The sequence below is a fragment of the Blastocatellia bacterium genome (assembly GCA_035573895.1).
Classification (GTDB): Bacteria; Acidobacteriota; Blastocatellia; order HR10; family HR10; genus DATLZR01.
On the sequence record DATLZR010000029.1, the window covers coordinates 24799 to 42701 of the forward strand.

The window sequence follows — 17903 nt, forward strand, 5'->3', positions numbered from 1 at the left end:
GTCTCCCTCGCGTCAGAGCTTGACCGAGAGGAGGTAGACGAGGGGAAAGATGAACATCCACACGAGATCAACGAAGTGCCAGTAGAGGCCGCTCACTTCCACATCCTCGTGCGTGAGTCGTCCCCGGGCGTAGGCCAGAGCGATGACGGCGAGGTAGACGGTCCCGCTGAAGACGTGAAACATGTGCAGTCCGGTCAGGGTGAAAAACGCCGCGCCGAAAAGCGGTACGTCGGGGGCCCAGGGATTCTCCGTGAGCTTGAGCCCTTCGTGAATGAGACCTCGCCATTCATTGGCGTGCAGCAGGATGAAGGCCCACCCGCCGAGAATCGTCAGCCAGATAAAGCGTGCGGCCTGGGACCGGTTTCCTCGCGCCGATGCCGAGACGGCAAGCACCATCGTCAAGCTGCTTGAGAGCAAAAAGAATGTCATCAAGCTGGCCATCGCGATGGACGGCCAGAGGTGAAAGGGCATCGGCCAGTGCGGACTCGCCACGCGAAGGTAGCTATAGCCGACGAGCAATCCCGCAAAGGTGAGCGAATCCGAGACGATGAACAACCACATTCCTAATTTCTTCGAGCCGATGGCGTAAGGCAGGACGCCTCCACCCCACACCGACTCTTTCGCATTCTCCACGCGTGCGCTCGCCATGGTGGTCGTTTACCTCCAGAGGAAAAGGAGTAACACCAAGAAGATCCATAATCCATCAAGGAAATGCCAGTAGAGCGACGTGACATCAACCGCAATGCGGCAGCGAGCAATAGTCGCTGACGTGGCTTCGGTCGGGCGAACAAGTCGCCAGGCGAGAATGCTCAGCCACAGCAGCGCCACTATCCCTCCGGCGAGATGAACGCCGTGCGTTCCCGTCAACAGATAGAAGAAGGAGCTGTTGGGGTTTGTGTTCAGATAGATGCCGCGCATCCGGAGTTGGTGCCAGACCCAGAGCTGCCCCGCGAGAAATCCAAGACCCAGAAGAGACGTCACCGTTGTCCATCGGGCGAACGCGCGCCAGTGAGTATGATGAAAACAAACCCCCGCCCGCCACAAGGTGGCGCTGCTGGTGAGCAGGACCACCGTGTTCACCCACAGAACAGGAGGCCAATCGAACGGTTGCCAATCCCCTCCGAGTCCCTGGCGGACCACATAAGCGCTGGTGAATCCCAGAAAGAGCATGGAAATCCCGGCCAGTGCGAAGATCATCCCCAGCCGATAGGTGCGCGGCGACGGAGGCGGTGGCTCCCCCCGATCGGGCGGTCGGCCATCATCGGGACGCCCGGCTCCGGGCCGCTGGCCGAGCGCCGGGGTTCGCACCCGCGTCGTTGTTGTTACCGAGGGAATCATATCGTCGTCTCAGGTTCTGGCCGGGGCTTCGGTTTGCATGATGAAATCTTTCTCGGCTCCGGGAACACTGTACTCGTACGGCCCGTGGTAAACGAGAGGATCCGTGTGCCCGAAGTTATCGTGTGGCGGCGGTGAGGGAACCGTCCACTCCAGGGTCGTGGCCTCCCAGGGATTCACGCTCGCTTTCTGTCCCTTGGCCAGGCTCCACACGATATTGAACAGGAAAAGCAGTTGAACGGCGGCCGTGAAGATAGCCGCATAGGTGATGAACTCATGAATCGGCATGATCGGCTTGAGGAAGTCGTAACCGATGCTCTCAGCATAGCGTCGCGGATGGCCGACGATGCCCATGATGTGCATGGGTACGAAAATGGCGTAGACGCCGATGAAGGTGAGCCAGAAGTGAATCTTGCCGAGCCCCTCGCTCATCATGCGACCGAACATCTTGGGGAACCAGTAGTAAACGCCCGCGAAGATCCCGAAAATCGCCGCCACCCCCATGATCAGGTGGAAGTGAGCGACCACAAAATAGGTGTCGTGAAAGTAGAGATCCAGAGCGGGCTGGCCCAGAACCAATCCTGACAGGCCTCCACTCACAAAGAGCGAGACAAATCCAATGGCGAAGAGCATGGGAGTCGTGAACCGTATCTTGCCTCCCCAGAGCGTGGCCAGCCAGTTGAAGGTCTTAATCGCCGATGGGACTCCGATCGAAAGCGTCAGAAGCGAGAAGGCAATCGAGGAGTAAGGGCTCATTCCGCTGATGAACATGTGATGGCCCCACACGAGGAACCCCAGGAGCCCGATGGCGAAAATCGCCAGACACATTGCTCGATAACCAAAGACCGGCTTACGGGCGAAGGTCGAAAGAAGTTGCGACGTGAGCCCCATGCCCGGCAGGATGGCGATGTAGACTTCAGGATGACCGAAGAACCAGAAGAGATGCTGCCACAATAGCGGAGAGCCCCCTTTGTGAGGGATGATCTTATCACTGACGACCATGCCAGCCGGGACGAAGAAGCTCGTTCCTCCAATGCGATCCAAAAGCAGCAAAATGCCGCCGGCCAGCAAGACCGGGAACGCCAGCAGCGCCAGCACCGCCGTCGTGAACCAGGCCCATACCGTCAGGGGCAATCGGCTGAGCGACATCCCTTTGGTCCGGAGGTTGATCGTGGTGGTGATAAAGTTCAGGGCGCTCAGCAACGACGCCAGGCAAAAGAGGGCAATGCTGATGATCCAGAGATTTTGACCCATACCCAGTCCCGGCCCAGCCACCTCGCCGATGGCGCTTAAGGGAGCATAGGCCGTCCAGCCGGAAATTGGCGCCCCTCCTTCCACCACAAGCGCCGCCAGCATCACCAGGAAAGAGGCCAGTGTTACCCAGAACGACAGCATGTTGAGGACGGGGAATGCCATATCACGAGCGCCGATCTGGATGGGCAGGAAATAGTTGCCGAATCCTCCCATCGGTGCCGTCGTCAGCACGAAAAAGACCATGATCGTTCCGTGCATGGTCATCAGTGAGAGGTAGAACTCCGGCGTCATCGTTCCATTGGCCATCCCTTCCGGGAAGAGCTTGGAAAGCAAGGGCCAGGTTTCGGTGGGCCAGGCCAGGCGTAACCTCATGTAGAGGGAGAGAACGATCCCGATCAAAACCGCCACAAGCGCCAGCATCAGATACTGGATTCCGATGATCTTGTGATCGGTGCTGAAGATATAGCGGCGAATGAAACTGCTCGGCGGGTGATGAGTAGTGACGGCGTCCGTCATCGTTGCCTCCTCCGAAAATTAGCCACAGAGGGCATAGATTTGGCCTGAGCTTTTATGATCAAATCCTCGGAAAAAAGCCCACGAAAAACGCCAATGGACGCGGCATCCATGGGCATCTTTCAGCCGCTGGCAGTTCGGGTTTTTGATCGTTTCCGAGAAGCCCTCCCGTGCTCCGTGAGCAATTCCGCCAGTGCTGGAACGCCTTTTGGGCGGAGCCGAGTCCCCCAGCATACCGCCCGAATGCCTTTAGCCAAGGGCGGGATCGGTCTCCACCGATGTTCTCTGCCGCGAACGGCCACTCACCGGCAACGCTGTCCGGGAATTTCTGATTGAGGATTTTCCACCGATGCCGAAGATCGCCGAGTGTGACCGGAAGGCCGAAACCCGCTCGCTGTTGGGGCCAACGACCGATCGTTGTTCCCCCCATGCAAGAAAAGCTTTTCATTGGCTTGCTCGTTGCTGTAACCAGCGCTGGAAGTCGCTTTCCGACTGAACCGACAAAAACCCTCGCATCCGATGGTGTCCGAGTCCGCAGAGTTCAGCACAGGCGATCTCGTATTCTCCGATCTTCGTTGCTTTGAAGTGAATGGTGATCGCCAGCCCCGGAACCGTATCCTGTTTCAGTCGCAGCCAGGGGACCCAGAAGCTGTGAATGACATCTTTACTGCGAAGGATGAGTCGAATGTCGCGGTTAACCGGGATGGCCATCCGGTTCACCGTCACGATGTCGTCACGTGCAGCCGGATCGGTCAAATCGAGCCCGACCGGGTTATCCACATCATTGATGAGTTCGGGTTTCGTGCGGCCAAATTTCCCGTCGGGTCCCGGATAGCGAATGTTCCACACAAACTGCTGCCCCGTGACCTCGATGGGGACGGCGTCGGCGGACGGTTCAGTCAGGTGAACTTTCGCCCAAATGCGCTGGCTGAGTACGGAAAGACCGACGAAGACAATCGCCGTCACGACCGTCCAGGCCACTTCCAGCTTCGGGTTGTCGTGCCAATAGCTGGCCCGTTCGCTGCCCCTGGCACGATAGCGGAGGACAAAGTAGCCGAGAGCCAGTTGAGCGAGGATGAAAGCAACACCGATGACCCCGATCGTCAACGCGAACTGGCCGTCGAGGTCCTGACCGTGCTCGGAGATGGATTCGGGGAACCACCAGTGTTTTCCGGCAAAGAGAAGTGTCGTCGCAATAGCAATCACCCAGATGAGTACTGCAAGTGCAACCCCCACCGGCGAACGCTCCTTTGTTTGAGATTAAATGTAAGGCCGTTTTATAGCAAAGCCCCTTGGGGTTGTCAACGGACAGGGTGTTACACCGTCAGCGTTGAAGGTCGCGTCCATCCCGTCTTCCGGAGAGGCCGCCCAAGGTCATCCCGCCTCGCCCCAGCAAGCCTAACAGCAAATCGCTGATGCGGGGCCCACCTCGCAGGTGGAGCGACCTTCTTTTGTCTCCTCGCGCCGGTCGTGCGAGGCCTTCTCGATCTCCCGGTACTTCCGTAAAAACTCTCGCCACTCCTGGGCCCCTCCCGTACCATCAGGCCTGTCGGTCCATACACTCTTTTAGGGTCGCACCTTGCGATCTTTGATCTGCTCAAGCTGGCGCTTCAACCTGAAGGCCTGTTGCTCCACATCGGCCCGATCCAGCTCACCCTTCCAACGCTCTGCTGGGGACGCGTGACCGCACGGTCGAGCAGTCATGATTGAAACGGCTGAGGGATGGTCCGTGAGTGCTGATGGGGTGGTGCTCTCTCCAGGGGCAAGGGGATGCTTCATCTCGCCAGCTTACGGAAGGGAACCGGGCGGGCCACTGCGGCGATCATCGCAAGAGCGCGCGGCTCAGGCACCCAAGTAAGCAGGCCGGTGGGGGATTCGCCCGCTACCGCCGATGCTCGTGATCTTTATCGAGACCGATCTTGATCTCAGGTTGCTTGACAATGACAAACCGGGTCGCACTGCCTATAATTGCTAGTGGGATCATTAGGGAAATATTCTGGAGCCGAGGTATGTACAGTCAAATCATAAAACTGGTTTCTTGTGGGTTATTGCTTGGAGGTTTCGCCGTTTTCGGAGATAACGAAGTTGGTGCGCAAAGGGAGGGAAGACGCTTCGGGGAGCGGCCAGCTTTGGAGAGGCACCTGGATCAGGCCGAGATCGAAGGAGGTCGGATTCCGTTTGATGAGCTTTTGGAAGTCGGTGAGCGGATCTTCGCCGCTCGGTGGACGACGCTTGACGGGCAAGGGCGTCCGGCAGCGACCGGGAGCGGCGTGCCGACCAAGCGCGATCGGAACAATGCGCGACGCTTCTCGCGCGTTTCGGGGCCGGATGCGACAAGCTGCGCCGATTGCCATTTCCAGCCGACCGTTGGCGGTGCGGGGGGCTTTGTGGCCAACGTCTTCGTTCTGGCGCAGACACTCGATCCCCCGACCGATTCTATCTCCGCCGAATTCTCCAATGAGCGGAACACGTTGGGGATGAACGGATCAGGGGCGATCGAAATGCTCGCCCGCGAGATGAGCCTGCAGCTGCAAGCCATCCGAGCAGCGGCCGTGGCTGAGGCTCGGTCATCAGGACGATCAGTGACGAGGGCGCTTGCGACGAAGGGGGTGAGTTTTGGCCAGATCACAGCCCATCCCGATGGGACGGTGGATGCCTCGCGAGTCGAGGGAGTAGATCGCGACTTGATCATCAAGCCATTTAATCAAAAGGGGACGGTCGTCTCGCTGCGGGTCTTCTCCATCAATGCCATGAACCATCATCACGGGATGCAGGCCGTGGAGCGCTTTGGCGTCGGGCAGAAGGACAGTCAGGGGAACCTCATCACGACGTCGGATTTTGACGAAGATGGGGTGCCGGATGAGCTGACCGTGGGGGACATCACAGCTTTGACGCTCTTTCAAGCGGCGATGAATATTCCGGGGCGGGTCTTGCCCGATGATCCTGTGCGACGGGCGGCGGCCGAGCGAGGGGAGCAGCTTTTCGCTGCGATCGGGTGTACCGATTGCCATCGTCCGGCGCTTCTTTTGGACAATCCCGTCTTCAGCAAGCCCAATCCCTTCAATCCCGCCGGGGAATTTGCGTCCGGAGGAGGTCACGCGCCCGATCACGTTCGATCTGACGCGCGACGGGCCGGGACCTCGGCTGGAGCGAACGTCCGACGGCAGGGCTATCGTGCGGGCCTATACGGACCTGAAGCGCCACGTGATCTGCGACGAGCAGGATCAGTTCTTCTGCAATGAGCGGAAGGTTCAAGATGGAGTGCCGCCGGAACAATTCCTTACGCGGAAGTTGTGGGATGTGGGAAGCACGGCCCCTTATGGACATCGAGGGGATCTGACGACCATCACCGAAGCGATCCTCCATCACGCTGGGGAAGCCCGCCCCCAGCGAGAGCGATTTGCCGCGCTCAAGGAGAAGAAGCAGGCGGCGATCGTGGAGTTTTCGAAGACGTTGCAGGTCTTGCCTCCGGGAGCGCCGCCGGTGCTGACCGAAAGCGAGTTGCAGGAGTTGGTGCGGCAGCGGCGGATGGCTGGAAGGGAGTGGAACCAGTAGTTTTTTCGTGGGGACTCACGCAACTCCCCCTGTATGGGATTTACGGAGGTCAAGCGTATACACTTGCATCGGAGAGAGCTATAGCCCTTTTGTTCGTCCTTGTGCTTTTTGTGTGGCCCCCAGGGCACGAGCCAACCCTTATCCTCAAGAGCAACAGAGTGCGTCGTCAAACGAGGTTCAAGAAGCCGAGCGGGAGCGGCAGCTTGAAGCTTTGCGGTAGCAGGTTTTGACCAAACGGGCGGCTCATTTTCGACCGATCCCATTGCATGCTCCATTTTGGCGGGTGGGGGAGGGATTTCGCTCCCTTTTGATCAACCGGTTTGCAGCGGACAATCGCTGGACAGCACAACTGTGGCTCGAATGCCGAATCACCTTCACTTGACGTGTGGGGATCGTGTGCTCACTGCGGGATTGGGCAGCCATCCCGGAATAGTTAAGACTGTCACTGATGTATGCCCGGGGGATGGGGAAGGCCAGTTCACTGGGCCGGAGGTGACTGCATGCACCGCAACCAGCTCCTGCCAGAGTGGTCCACACGAGAATTTAAGAGGAACTTCCTTAGCGAAGAGGGACAGGGTCGCCAGGGGGAGTCAATCTCAACGGGAGCGGGATTGATCGCACCAACACAGTGATCCAGATCGAATTCTCCTGCACGAATCCTCCGGCCAACTGTCCCGCTTTTGAGGGCAGGAGGTACCGGAGGCCTGCGAGCTTATGGACAGCTTGCCAAGACATCCCTACGGTTGGCACCACGGTGGCGGTGTGGCACCGGCACCCGATTTTGAGATGTAGTCATCCCGTTTTTATTCAGGGGATCGGATGCCGGATAGTCCAGGATACCGGGGCGGGTCCCCCTCCTCCCCAAGATTGGATTGATTATTACGGTGGGATTGGGCGAGCGGTTTGTAGTCAATGAACCAATCCCGTCGGGCGGGTTATCAAGATCAATATGATGGGGAAGGCCTTATGAAAGGAGGGTACTCATGATTCCCATCAGCTTGACGCTTTTGCTCATTTCTAGCCTGGGGCACGTTCCGATCTTTTGGATGGGTCAGAGAGGCAGGGAGGTTCAGGTGATCAACAACGAGATCTTCGTCCGGGAGGAATCTGGAGTGTTGAGGCAGCTGACCCGCGATGGTTCTGTCAAGGAGCATGTCACGGTGAGCCCGATGATGCGAAAGGTCGTCTACAGTCGGCCCTGGACGGCATACGGGATGGAGGCAACGCTTCCTACCTTTGTCGTTGTAGATTTGGAGACGGGCGAGAAGGTGCGAGAAATTCGACCCACCCTGTGGCTCTCCAGAGTCATCAGCAGCGTGAAATGGATAGATGAGCGGTTCCTTATGGTCAGGGGCGAATTCGTGGTCATTTTCGATGTGGAGAGCGGGAAGCAAACGCACCATCTGTATGCAGATGCCTACTTCGCCCTTTCACCTGATGGTCGAATGATGGTTTTTGTCAGGGGACGGCTCCCTCGATACGGATATAAGCCACCGCAGGATGAGTCGGATGAGATCATGTTGAGTGTTATCGGCGTCGAGCTGCCGCTCAAAGAGATGAGGATCAACGCGGCCGCCCGTGCAATTTATCCGGAATTGCGTCCTTGGGGAGAGACTGAGGATCGGTGGTATGAGGATCTCAGCGAGCGGCATCAGGTGAAAAGCGGGTCATTCTGGTCCGCGGAGAGTCGGGAGGTCGCGTTTGTGGAGGAGCATCGGGGAGGGTTCTGGTTGGTGGTGTTAGCTCTCGACGTGAGGGGATCGGAAGTGGGAGTTGCTCCGAGGGCGTTCAAATTGGGGGAGAAGCTGGGGGTGACGGCGGTGGAGTGGGTGGGCGATAGACGCGCGATCAGGGTGAGGGCCAAAGAAGTCGTTTACGTCGTTGACCTTGAGCGGGGGACGGTTCAAGTGCCGTCGAGGTGATGCTGCTCCCAGTCGGGAATCGAACAGACCACAGGTGAGGATTCATTTCATCTGGCGAATTTGATCCGTCCGAAGAGAGATGGCGGAGACCGGAGAGGTGGGATCTTTGAGGAAGGAAGTTGAGGAAGACGCGAGCCCTGCAAAAAGCTACTTCGACTCTCCGGTCTTTCCCGCAAAAGACCACAGCATGGACCAGATCACTTAATGAAAATATCGGTTGAGAGTTGGGCAGTTTCTGAATGGCGCTTGTGGCGTCGTTTGCTGCTGGAGTTGGGATCCGAACAACTGTAGCGAGGAGCGGTGCTGCCCTCCCGGTGAGATGTAGCGTAGCTTCGAGAGCAGAACATGCCGTCGCTTCCCCAGAGGCCGTTGAGCCTAACTCGATCACCATTAGTTGTGCTCTTTTGCGATAGAACTCCTGCGATGAGGGTTAAGCTTAACGGGGTGGGCATGCAAAAATTGGGCTGACACGACTACCTACGCTTAGCCGGAGGTCAGGATCATGCATCGCTATGGTTTTTTGTTGCGTCCCTTTGCTGCATTGGAGATTGAGCTTCTGGTTTCTCCGGGCGTGCTCAGTGAGGCGGGGAGATTATCTTGCGCACAGATAGATAGCCCGAAGGGACGATCTGGGGGTTCATATGCAAGATGAGCCCCCACTCCTGTGGGATCTCAATAGGAATCAGGCTCATTCTGTGCCCAAGACGGCTTTCAGCCGCCTGCGGGGATTGGCCGATAAGAAAGCTGAGGCGAAGGCCTCAGGCCGTTCGGCGACCGACAGGGAGGAAGAAATGAGCAAGCTGAAGGCCTCCATCCTGCGGAGAATAGCGAGGCTTAAGCCGGAGCTGATAAAAGAACTGGCGGAGATACATCCCACGGGGGCACCACACAAGCGGCTGTTTTTGACTGGACTCCCGAGGCGGATGCCGTAATGGTGGTCGCCACGGAGGAGATCGAGCGCAACCCGGCCCTTGCCGCGGAACTCTTGTTTGCGGCTCGCGGTGAGTCCGCCCCGGCCACGCCTGCGCCCCGTTTTGTTGACATGTCAAGCCTGAAGCCGCTGCGGAGGATGACACCCGGGAGATTGAAAAGGCCGCGTCGCAGGTGAAAACCAGCAGAGATTCGAGAGCCCGCGGCGAAGAGTACAGGAAGCTAGCAATAGACGCAGCGCTGAGGGCAGATGTGCGATTGGCTGAGGAACTCCTGTCGAGGATCGAGAACGACGAACTCCGGCGAAGGGCGAGCGTCGGCGTATACGGTCCGCTTGTGAGGAAAACGTTGGGCGAAGCCGACTGGGTCCAGGCAAAGATATATGCGCTCAAGATCGGTGACCCGCTTGGGCGAACTCTGGTGGTTGATTGGGTAGCCCGCGCGATGACGGCAGCGAATCAGGAGGAGCAGGCTATTAAGGAGCTTTACTACGCGGCGCTGGCACAGCTTCAGCGGGATTCACGCACACATGACCTTGGCAAAAGCTTCCTGATCCTTGCCCGGTCACTTTTCACGATGGACCCGGAAGGCAGCTTTATCGCCATAAATGTGGCGGTCTCCGCGCAGCCTCGCGCGGGGCTTTTTCCCTGCGAGTACGGATCAGGGATGGGCTTCGATAGAGCGCGGCGCAGCACAAGCGGCTGAGCTTCCCCTTTCGATTGCTTCAGCTCTCAATCTATACTCACGACGCTATGGGGAATGGGGGAGAAGTCCAGCTAAATGTTTCCCGCGACTGGCAGGGCATGCGCTTGGATCACTTTCTCGCCCGGCAGTTTCCTCAAATCAGTCGAGTCGTCCTTCGCCGCGCGACGGCCGAGGGGAGAATTCGAGTGAATGGTCAACCCTCCCGCTCGAATTATCGCTTGCGCGAAGGGGACGTCGTTACCGTCGCGATCACCGAAGCGCCATCCCCCGGTCTGATCCCCGAGCCCATTCCTCTGACGATTCTCTTTGAAGATGAGCACCTGCTTGTGGTGGACAAGCCCGCCGGGATGTTAGTCCATCCCACGCGCACAGTCACATCGGGAACGCTGCTGAATGCCCTCAGTTTTTATCTGCAAAGCCAGCAACCGCCCTCTCGTCCGGGGCTGGTTCACCGGTTGGATCGAGAGACGTCGGGCCTTGTGGTCGTGGCCAAGACCGAGCAGGCACACCGCGTGCTGGCCCGACATTTTCGAGAGCGCCGTGTGAGCAAATACTACCTGGCGCTCGTTCGAGGAACAGTTGCCGAGGAGACGTTTGACATCACCTGGCCCATCGGATGGGTGGCTGACCGGTATCCCCATTGGGGGGTGGTGGAGGCGGGACGGCCCGCCCTCACCACCATTCGCGTATGCGAACGATTGCCCGGATTCACTCTCGTCGAGGCGGAACCGAAAACGGGACGCACGCATCAGATTCGGATACACCTGGCGGCCTGTGGTCATCCCGTCGCTGGGGATCGGCTTTACGGGAGAGATCGGGTTGAGTCCGTCGGGGAATCTGAAGCATCCGGGCCCATATTTCCTCGTCATTTTCTTCATGCCTGGCGGATCGTGTTCCATCATCCTCGCACCGGAGACTGGTGTGACATCCGCTCGCCTCTTCCGTCGGATCTGGCTTCGCTGCTCGACGAGATTCGGTCTGACGGCAGGCAGTCTCGCCGGGAGTTCGATCGCACGAACGGTAATTGCTGATGGCGATCTCCATCGGCTAGAATTACGTCGCGCGTATGGAGAACCCAGGGGATCAGCGACCAACCGAGCTAATTCTCCGTGTCGTTGAGGCACGTTGCCGCGATGTCGGTCGAGGTCTGGCCCGGTTACATCCCGCGGATTTAGAGCTGCTCGGTATTGTGCCCGGTCAACTCCTGGAAATCGTCGGGCAGCGACGGACGGTTGCCCGCGCGATGCCCACGCTGGGGATTGAGCGAGGGACCAATGTCATCCAGATTGATGGGATCATCCGGGAGAATGCCGGCGTCGGCCTGGATGCGCCAGTCACCGTCCGCCCCGTTGAGGGATCGCTGGCGACGCGCGTGACCCTGCGGCCCCTGTCCGAGGCGGAAACCCCTCTGCCTCGGGAGGAGACGATAAAGTACATTGCCCGGCAACTTGACGGAATCCCCGCTGTCGTCGGAGATATGGTTCGCGTTTCCTTCTTCGGGACGAGCGGACAGGAGTATGCTGTCGTCGCCACCGATCCGAGCGGGCCAGTGATCCTCCAGCTAACCACCGATTTTGAGATCAGCATTGCCGAGTCCTCGGACACGCCGCCGGTCCGATGCTCTCGACGATTCTCTTACGAAGACATCGGCGGACTGAAACGAGAGGTCGCCGAATTGCGGCAGGTGGTTGAGATCTCTCTCGGGCATCCGGACGTCTTCGCCCGCGTCGGGATCGAAGCCCCCCGCGCCCTTCTTTTGAGCGGCCCGCCCGGCGTGGGGAAATCGCTCATTGCTCAGGTGGTCACGGAGAACTGTCAGGCGACCTTCATCTCGACGAGCGCGCCGGAGATCATCTTCGCCTCTTACCGTCAGAACGAGTCCGTGCTGGAAAGTCTCTTTGCTCAGGCGCGCGCCCGGCAGCCGGCTGTTCTTTTCATTGACGAGATTGATCTGATCGCCTCGCGTCAGAACCTGGTCGCCGGAAGCTGGGAGAAACGAGCGACGGCGGAGTTGCTCGCCTTAATTGATCGCCTCGATCCGACCGATCGTGTTCTCGTCATTGGTGCGACAACCAATGCTGATAATCTCGATCCGTCGCTTCGGCGTCAGGGTCGGTTTGAACGTGTCATTCATCTGGGTGTCCCCACCTACCGGGATCGGATTGAGATTCTGGAGATTCATTCGCGGGGGATGCCGCTGGCTGAGGACGTTGACCTGCAGCGGATCGCCGAGCTGACGCCCCGGTTCGTCGGAGCCGATCTACGGGCGCTCTGTCAGGAAGCGGCTCTTTCGGCTATGCGGGATGTCTTGATCGAGCATGCGGGTTCAGAGCGGCTGTCGTTAGAGATGCTGAGTGATCTCAAGATTACAATGGAACATTTCCTCAACGCCCTGCGAACGATAACCTCCCTGCGCCCGGAATCTTCCATAGGGGAGCTAATTGAAGTGGGATGGGATCATGTCGGTGGACTCGCCCACATTCGTCGGCTCCTGTTCGAAGCCGTCATCCATCCGCTCCGATCACCAAAGGTATATGCTGACCTTCGCGCTCGACCGGTTCGCGGCGTGTTGCTGTATGGCCCGCCGGGGACAGGCAAGACCCTGCTGGCGCGTGCCTTGGCGGGAGAAACGGGGATTAATTTCCTCTCCCTTGGCGGATCCGACATTCTCTCGCAGTGTGCGGCATCGTCGGGGCACATCATTCGGGAACTTTTCCACCGCGCCCGCCAAATGTCTCCCTCCATCATTTTCCTGGATGATCTCGATTTGCTGTCGCCCGTCCGTCAACGCGGAGAGATGGCCAGCCTGGCAGAAAAAGCCGTGGCCGATTTGGTTCGTGAGATTGACCGACTGGAAGAACTGCGCGGGGTTGTTTTGTTGGCGGCAGCTCACAGCCTCGATGATATCCCGCCGGAGCTTCTCCGACCGGGCCGCTTTGACCTTTTGCTTGAAGTCCCGTTACCTGATCTGGCAGCTCTGCAGGAGATTTTCGCCATTCACCTTCGCGGTCGCCCTCTGGCTGACGATGTTGACCTCCTCGCATTGGCGCACCTGGCCTGCGGCTTCACGGGAGCTGACGTGGAAGCCGTCTGTCAGGAAGCTGCCTTACTGGCGATCAAAGAACACCTCGCGGAGGGAACGACTGCGTCTCTCCCCTCACCGGTCATCGCCCAACGCCACCTCACCGTTGCTGTCGAACAGATGTGTTTGCGTAAACTCCAGGAACGATGAAACGGTCTCTTGACCCTGTGGTGGTTCCTCTATAGAATTCGCGGCGGTTGAGATGATGAGAACGCCAATCTCCTTTCAGCCTCCCTCGCGCACGGAGCCACAGAAGCGCCGTCCCTCACCGGCTCTGTTGATGGTTCTCGCCTTCCTGTTTGTGTTTGTTCCTTTCCTGACCTGGTATCTGACCTGGTTCGGGCGACCCCTCACCGACAGCCAGATCGAGGCTTACCTGAACGATCAGGAGAAGCCACGGCACGCCCAGCATGCGCTGTCGCGGATTGCTGACCGTATGATGCGGGGAGATCGGTCGGTCACACGATGGTATCCCAGGATTGTCGCCCTGGCCGATCACCCCTTACCCGAGATTCGACAGACGGTCGCCTGGGTGATGGGCCAGGATAATGAATCCGCCGAATTTCATCAGGCGCTCGTCCGGTTGCTTGAGGATCCCGTTCTGATGGTGCGGTGGAATGCGGCGCTTGCGCTTGTGCGATTTGGTGATACCAGGGGTCGGCAGACGATCCGGGAGATGCTCAAACCGCATGTCATCACCGCGCCAAGCGATGGTGTAGTCACGGCCAGCATCGAACCGGGCACATCGGTCCGTCCGGGAACGGGACTGGTTTCCCTGACGAGAGACGATGGGCAGGTCGTGAAGGTGAGATCACCTCTTATGGGACGAGCCGATGTTCTCCTTGTTCCCGTGGGCTCGCGCGTCACTGCCGGACGCGAACTGATCCGCATCACTCCGGCGAGCGAAACGGTCTACGAGGCCCTGCGGGCACTCTACCTGATCGGAGACGCCGACGATCTGCCGGAAGTGGATCGCTACGCCAGTGGCGTGGATGGCATGTCCGATGCCGTGCGCCAGCAAGCCGTCTTCACGGCTCGCGCCATTCGACAGCGCCTTTCGGGATGACACGGCCAAAGCCGGTAAGCACAGCGCGGTGAAGAGGAAGTTTTGGTGGCCGTTGGGGCCGTCGCATTCCCCATTGACGTGAGCCCGGGATAGCTCTTCTCCTGGCCGAAGGTGCTTTATGGCTCCGAGAAGAGATGTCGTCTCCTCTGGAGCAATTGCCCGGGTGAAATCAGCCCGCCTGGACCAGATCTCGCGGTGAGAACGCCCTGGCCATCAAACGTACTCAGCGGGGACAATCATCCACTCGCTCGGGGGACGATTGGGAGTATCGGGTAACCGAACTCCGCGCGCTGCCTCCCATTCCTCGGTGCGAACCATGTCAATGGCATCCCAGGGGCAGCCGTCGAGGAATGTTCCGTCGGGCCCTTTGCTCGTGCATTTGGCGCAGCCGATGCAAAGCGTTTTATCCACTTCGATGCGCCCGAAGGGAGGATGCTCTTCGTCAGGGACCCAGAACATGCACTTGTCAACCGGGCAGTATTCCACACAGGCCGGCGAACCCGCGCACCCGGTGCAGTTCTCGTTGATCACAGCCACGAGTTTGGGCTTGCGTTTGCGAAGGTCGGTGCGCCCGGATGAAATCGGCGCGCGCTTCTGAATGATGAGGGCAGTAGTCATTGAACTCTCCTCCTTGCCCGAGCCGTTACAGTGTCCTCGAATCTCATCACGACCATCGAGCGTGAATCCTACTCTAGCACAGTATGTCCATACTGAGCAATTCCCTGCGATGCGGCGGGACACCGTATCCATGCGCGAGGGTGATTTCTCCGGATTAAGGACGTTTCTCGCCCCACCTGGTCATGACGGAGCGCGAGCTTTCACCCGGAGCTGTGGTAGTTGCCCCATTGCGGAGGAGGCCGATGGAGCCGCGCCTCATTTCACTCCGCCTAATCTGTCATAACCAGAGAGTTGGACAAGGAGGGCACCGGACCAGCAACGGCACGCAATTTGCACATCAAACTGTGTGTCACGAGCGATAATTGGCATCTTACTCACGAGCCGCCCGCAAAAGCAGCGGCGAGGAGGTGACTGATGAAACGCGACGCACTAGTACATATCAAGAGTGTCCTCTCGTGGATGGGGTGGGGAACTCTCATTGCCGGAGTCTTCGTCGGAACGTTCATGATGGGAGGGATAGTTGGTCTGATGCTGCTTCACCTTGTCGCGTGGAGTGCACTTTTTCTGATTCTCTGGGACTCCCGGTTCCCGGTTTCCGAGAAGGCCTTCTTCCTCTGCGGGGACTGTCGCTATCACTGGCCGCTCGATGAACACAACGCTATCTGTGCGCTCACGGAGCAGCCGGCGTTTGCTCCTAATCCGGCGTGCCGGGAGATGAGGGTGAAGCGGCCAGCCGCCTGAACCGGGGGACGGGACCGGGCAGCCGGACGATGTCTCGATGATGACCGATTTATTGCGTGCAGGACAGGCGTATCAGAATGAAACTTTCAGGCTCGTGGTAAAGAGGTTTGCGCGATAATCCTGAACTGATCGGAACCGGTCGTTGTAGCCGTAGTGCTGATAGTTCAGATTGACGCTGAGGGCGCGGTGCAGAGGAACGCTCAGCCGCGCATACGGGCGGTGGAACCGAATCGGGAGACTGCCCTCGGAGTGCACCAGGCCATACCCGACGGCGAGGCGGGCTTCTTTGTAAAGGGTGAGGTCGAGGCCCCCGTGGAAGACATGGCTGTCCTCCCGATACAGCAGCGAAGGGCGAGGAGCCCCTCCGGCGCGCACGTCTATGAGCGCCATCCGGGCCGTCAGGTGACTCCGGGTGTAATCGGCATCCACAGCCACACGTTCGGTAGCAGCCCAGGAGAGCGAAAATCCCCCGCTACGACCGCGATTTTGATTGCGGAACGTTCGGTCCAGAGCAAGCGCCCGACTCGGCCGCGTTTGATCGGTGAGCGACCCGGAAGCCGTGATCGTCCATTTGTCGTTCGGCCGGAGGGTCAGGCGGACGCGCCCGCGCTGATAATCGCGAGGATCCACTCCGGTGAATTCCGTCAGGTATCCCCCGTTTTCATAATCGAGGGCAAGGCGGAAAAATCGCCGCACGCGGTAACTGAGTCCGGCCAGCAGCGTCTCTGTCGTTTGCTCGCTTTCGATCCGCCGTTGCCGATTGAGCGTGGGAAAATCAGGGCCGGAGATCGTGTCGAATCCCACATCGGTTTGATCGAGGAGGACGCGGCGGTGCTCCACCCGGTATCCCCCTCTCACGACGAGCGTGGGAGTCAGGAGCACATCCCCCTCCACCTGATTCGTCACGGTGGCGAGTCGAGTCCGTCGGAAAGAGGATTCCTGTCTGCCCACGGGGACGTCGGGAAAATCACGATCCGTCAGTTGCTCGGTGAGAAATCGTGATCCCGCAATGGTGAAATGAGTCCCTCGAAAGGTAGTCGTCACAGTGAGGCGACGGGTCAGGGCAACGCGCACCGTCCCGTCAGCGACGGTCATGGGTTTGGTCGGTTGGGCGCGATGTCTCGATAGGCCATCGGCAGCGAATATACTGGTCTCCCGATTCAAAACCAGACCGGCAAACGACTGGGCGAAGTGGTAATCGCTATCGGTATCGCTATAGGTGAGCCGCGCAGTGAAGGCAATCCGCCGCAACCGGTGCGAGGCCAGGGAGACGCGGGTGAGGGGAGCCGTCCCCCGGACAAAGTAACTGCGGAGAAAATCGGTGAGGAATAATTGCTCGAGATCGAAAATCAAATCGGGATCGTTACCCAGGCTCAGACGGCCCGGCAGGGTATTCCCCTGATCATCTTTGAACTGACGGAATCCTTGTTCCAGGCTGAGCCGAAGCGGACCCAGTCGCAGATCCACTCCCGCGCGGTAGTCGTTCACCGTGTTCTTGACCAGGCGACGGATGAGGAATTCATCTCCGCCCAGATTGACGGTGGTGAAGGCCGGGCCGAAAGCGGCATTGCGACTGTAGCTCAGATGGGCTTGAAAGCGATCGGCATCGGGGAATAACTCTAACCGGAACGAGGACATCCGACGGGTCGAATCGTAGCTGTGCTGGTCGAATAAAATTCCCCGGTCGAAAAGAGGATTGGCGAAATCGGGAATGAAGGTGAAGTAATCAATCTTCCGGTAGCGATAGTGCAGGTCGTAGACGAGGTTTTTCTTCAGGTGCACATCCGCCGTGTTATAAGGATCACCGCCCCAGTTGTCGAGTGCTACCGAGAAGAGGTCGAACAAGCGCCCGCTGCTCTCCGGCACGGTTGCTTCCAGCGACGAGTGAAGGAGTTTCAATCCGGTTCCCAGGTTGATGTGACTCCGGTAGACGTGCTCGTTGCCGCTCACGTCCCGCCAGCGGGGTCCAAATTCGAGCGTGTGCTTAACTGCCACACCGCGCACGGTGAGTCCTTCCTGAGCGCGTGGCCGAGGCGATGGATTCGCTCCTGGTGGGGCCGCCGGACGAACCTCTGCGACCGAGTCTTTCTCTCCCGATTGGAGTGCTCCGACGACGGGCATTCCCGTGGAGAGGAGAAAAAGCACGGCGAGCATAATGAGCCTGCATTCCCTCATGGCAGCT

The 17903-nt window shown here is 58.9% G+C and carries 15 protein-coding genes; 9 read left to right on the forward strand and 6 right to left on the reverse strand.

Annotated features, from left to right (window positions below; all coding sequences use genetic code 11):
- Nucleotides 1–12: 12 nt before the first annotated feature.
- From VNM72_03475 to coxB, 4 genes are all read right to left on the reverse strand, one after another.
- On the reverse strand, nt 13–648 hold the full coding sequence (locus tag VNM72_03475) for a cytochrome c oxidase subunit 3 (protein HXF04458.1): 636 nt from the start codon (nt 646–648) through the stop codon (nt 13–15).
- A 9-nt stretch (nt 649–657) separates the two neighbouring features.
- Nucleotides 658–1338, reverse strand: a complete 681-nt coding sequence (locus VNM72_03480; protein ID HXF04459.1) for a heme-copper oxidase subunit III — start codon at nt 1336–1338, stop codon at nt 658–660.
- 9 nt (nt 1339–1347) lie between these two features.
- On the reverse strand, nt 1348–3105 hold the full coding sequence (locus tag VNM72_03485) for a cbb3-type cytochrome c oxidase subunit I (protein ID HXF04460.1): 1758 nt from the start codon (nt 3103–3105) through the stop codon (nt 1348–1350).
- A 441-nt stretch (nt 3106–3546) separates the two neighbouring features.
- The gene (gene coxB, locus VNM72_03490) at nt 3547–4338 is read right to left on the reverse strand and encodes a cytochrome c oxidase subunit II (protein HXF04461.1); all 792 of its coding nucleotides are present in this window, start codon (nt 4336–4338) and stop codon (nt 3547–3549) included.
- Between the two features lie 893 nt (nt 4339–5231).
- On the opposite strand from coxB, the gene VNM72_03495 reads away from it, so the two are divergent.
- The 8 genes from VNM72_03495 (at nt 5232) to VNM72_03530 (ending at nt 14362) form a co-directional block, all read left to right on the forward strand.
- Nucleotides 5232–6344 carry a hypothetical protein gene (locus tag VNM72_03495; protein ID HXF04462.1) on the forward strand — a complete coding sequence of 371 codons (1113 nt, stop codon included), beginning with the start codon at nt 5232–5234 and terminating at the stop codon, nt 6342–6344.
- Nucleotides 6307–6657: a di-heme oxidoredictase family protein gene (locus VNM72_03500; GenBank protein HXF04463.1), complete on the forward strand. Its 351-nt coding sequence runs from the start codon at nt 6307–6309 to the stop codon at nt 6655–6657. Before VNM72_03495 ends, VNM72_03500 begins: the two co-directional genes overlap by 38 nt.
- A 1073-nt stretch (nt 6658–7730) precedes the next feature.
- On the forward strand, nt 7731–8579 hold the full coding sequence (locus VNM72_03505) for a hypothetical protein (GenBank protein ID HXF04464.1): 849 nt from the start codon (nt 7731–7733) through the stop codon (nt 8577–8579).
- Nucleotides 8580–9370: 791 nt separating this feature from the next.
- Entirely contained in the window at nt 9371–9511 is a 141-nt protein-coding gene (locus VNM72_03510) for a hypothetical protein (GenBank protein HXF04465.1), read from the forward strand.
- Between the two features lie 250 nt (nt 9512–9761).
- Complete coding sequence (locus VNM72_03515; GenBank protein ID HXF04466.1) at nt 9762–10214, forward strand: hypothetical protein; 453 nt, start codon at nt 9762–9764, stop codon at nt 10212–10214.
- Nucleotides 10215–10312: 98 nt separating this feature from the next.
- Complete coding sequence (locus VNM72_03520; protein HXF04467.1) at nt 10313–11245, forward strand: RluA family pseudouridine synthase; 933 nt, start codon at nt 10313–10315, stop codon at nt 11243–11245.
- A gap of 35 nt (nt 11246–11280) precedes the next feature.
- Nucleotides 11281–13446, forward strand: a complete 2166-nt coding sequence (locus VNM72_03525) for an AAA family ATPase (protein ID HXF04468.1) — start codon at nt 11281–11283, stop codon at nt 13444–13446.
- A gap of 52 nt (nt 13447–13498) precedes the next feature.
- On the forward strand, nt 13499–14362 hold the full coding sequence (locus tag VNM72_03530) for a HEAT repeat domain-containing protein (GenBank protein ID HXF04469.1): 864 nt from the start codon (nt 13499–13501) through the stop codon (nt 14360–14362).
- 213 nt (nt 14363–14575) lie between these two features.
- Here VNM72_03530 and VNM72_03535 read toward each other — a convergent pair whose 3' ends face one another.
- Nucleotides 14576–14980: a 4Fe-4S ferredoxin gene (locus VNM72_03535; GenBank protein ID HXF04470.1), complete on the reverse strand. Its 405-nt coding sequence runs from the start codon at nt 14978–14980 to the stop codon at nt 14576–14578.
- A gap of 414 nt (nt 14981–15394) precedes the next feature.
- On the opposite strand from VNM72_03535, the gene VNM72_03540 reads away from it, so the two are divergent.
- Nucleotides 15395–15721, forward strand: a complete 327-nt coding sequence (locus tag VNM72_03540; protein HXF04471.1) for a hypothetical protein — start codon at nt 15395–15397, stop codon at nt 15719–15721.
- Nucleotides 15722–15793: 72 nt separating this feature from the next.
- Here the strand turns inward: VNM72_03540 and VNM72_03545 are convergent, their stop codons facing one another.
- Complete coding sequence (locus VNM72_03545) at nt 15794–17896, reverse strand: hypothetical protein (protein ID HXF04472.1); 2103 nt, start codon at nt 17894–17896, stop codon at nt 15794–15796.
- Nucleotides 17897–17903: the final 7 nt, after the last annotated feature.

What these genes read in the sequence shown, in the direction of transcription:
- VNM72_03525 (HXF04468.1), top strand. Translation starts at nt 11,281, where the DNA reads ATGGAGAACCCAGGGGATCAGCGACCAACCGAGCTAATTCTCCGTGTC.
- VNM72_03520 (HXF04467.1), top strand. Translation starts at nt 10,313, where the DNA reads ATGCGCTTGGATCACTTTCTCGCCCGGCAGTTTCCTCAAATCAGTCGA.
- VNM72_03545 (HXF04472.1), bottom strand. Translation starts at nt 17,896, where the DNA reads ATGAGGGAATGCAGGCTCATTATGCTCGCCGTGCTTTTTCTCCTCTCC.
- VNM72_03530 (HXF04469.1), top strand. Translation starts at nt 13,499, where the DNA reads ATGATGAGAACGCCAATCTCCTTTCAGCCTCCCTCGCGCACGGAGCCA.
- VNM72_03540 (HXF04471.1), top strand. Translation starts at nt 15,395, where the DNA reads ATGAAACGCGACGCACTAGTACATATCAAGAGTGTCCTCTCGTGGATG.
- VNM72_03480 (HXF04459.1), bottom strand. Translation starts at nt 1,338, where the DNA reads ATGATTCCCTCGGTAACAACAACGACGCGGGTGCGAACCCCGGCGCTC.
- VNM72_03475 (HXF04458.1), bottom strand. Translation starts at nt 648, where the DNA reads ATGGCGAGCGCACGCGTGGAGAATGCGAAAGAGTCGGTGTGGGGTGGA.
- VNM72_03485 (HXF04460.1), bottom strand. Translation starts at nt 3,105, where the DNA reads ATGACGGACGCCGTCACTACTCATCACCCGCCGAGCAGTTTCATTCGC.
- VNM72_03510 (HXF04465.1), top strand. Translation starts at nt 9,371, where the DNA reads ATGAGCAAGCTGAAGGCCTCCATCCTGCGGAGAATAGCGAGGCTTAAG.
- VNM72_03535 (HXF04470.1), bottom strand. Translation starts at nt 14,980, where the DNA reads ATGACTACTGCCCTCATCATTCAGAAGCGCGCGCCGATTTCATCCGGG.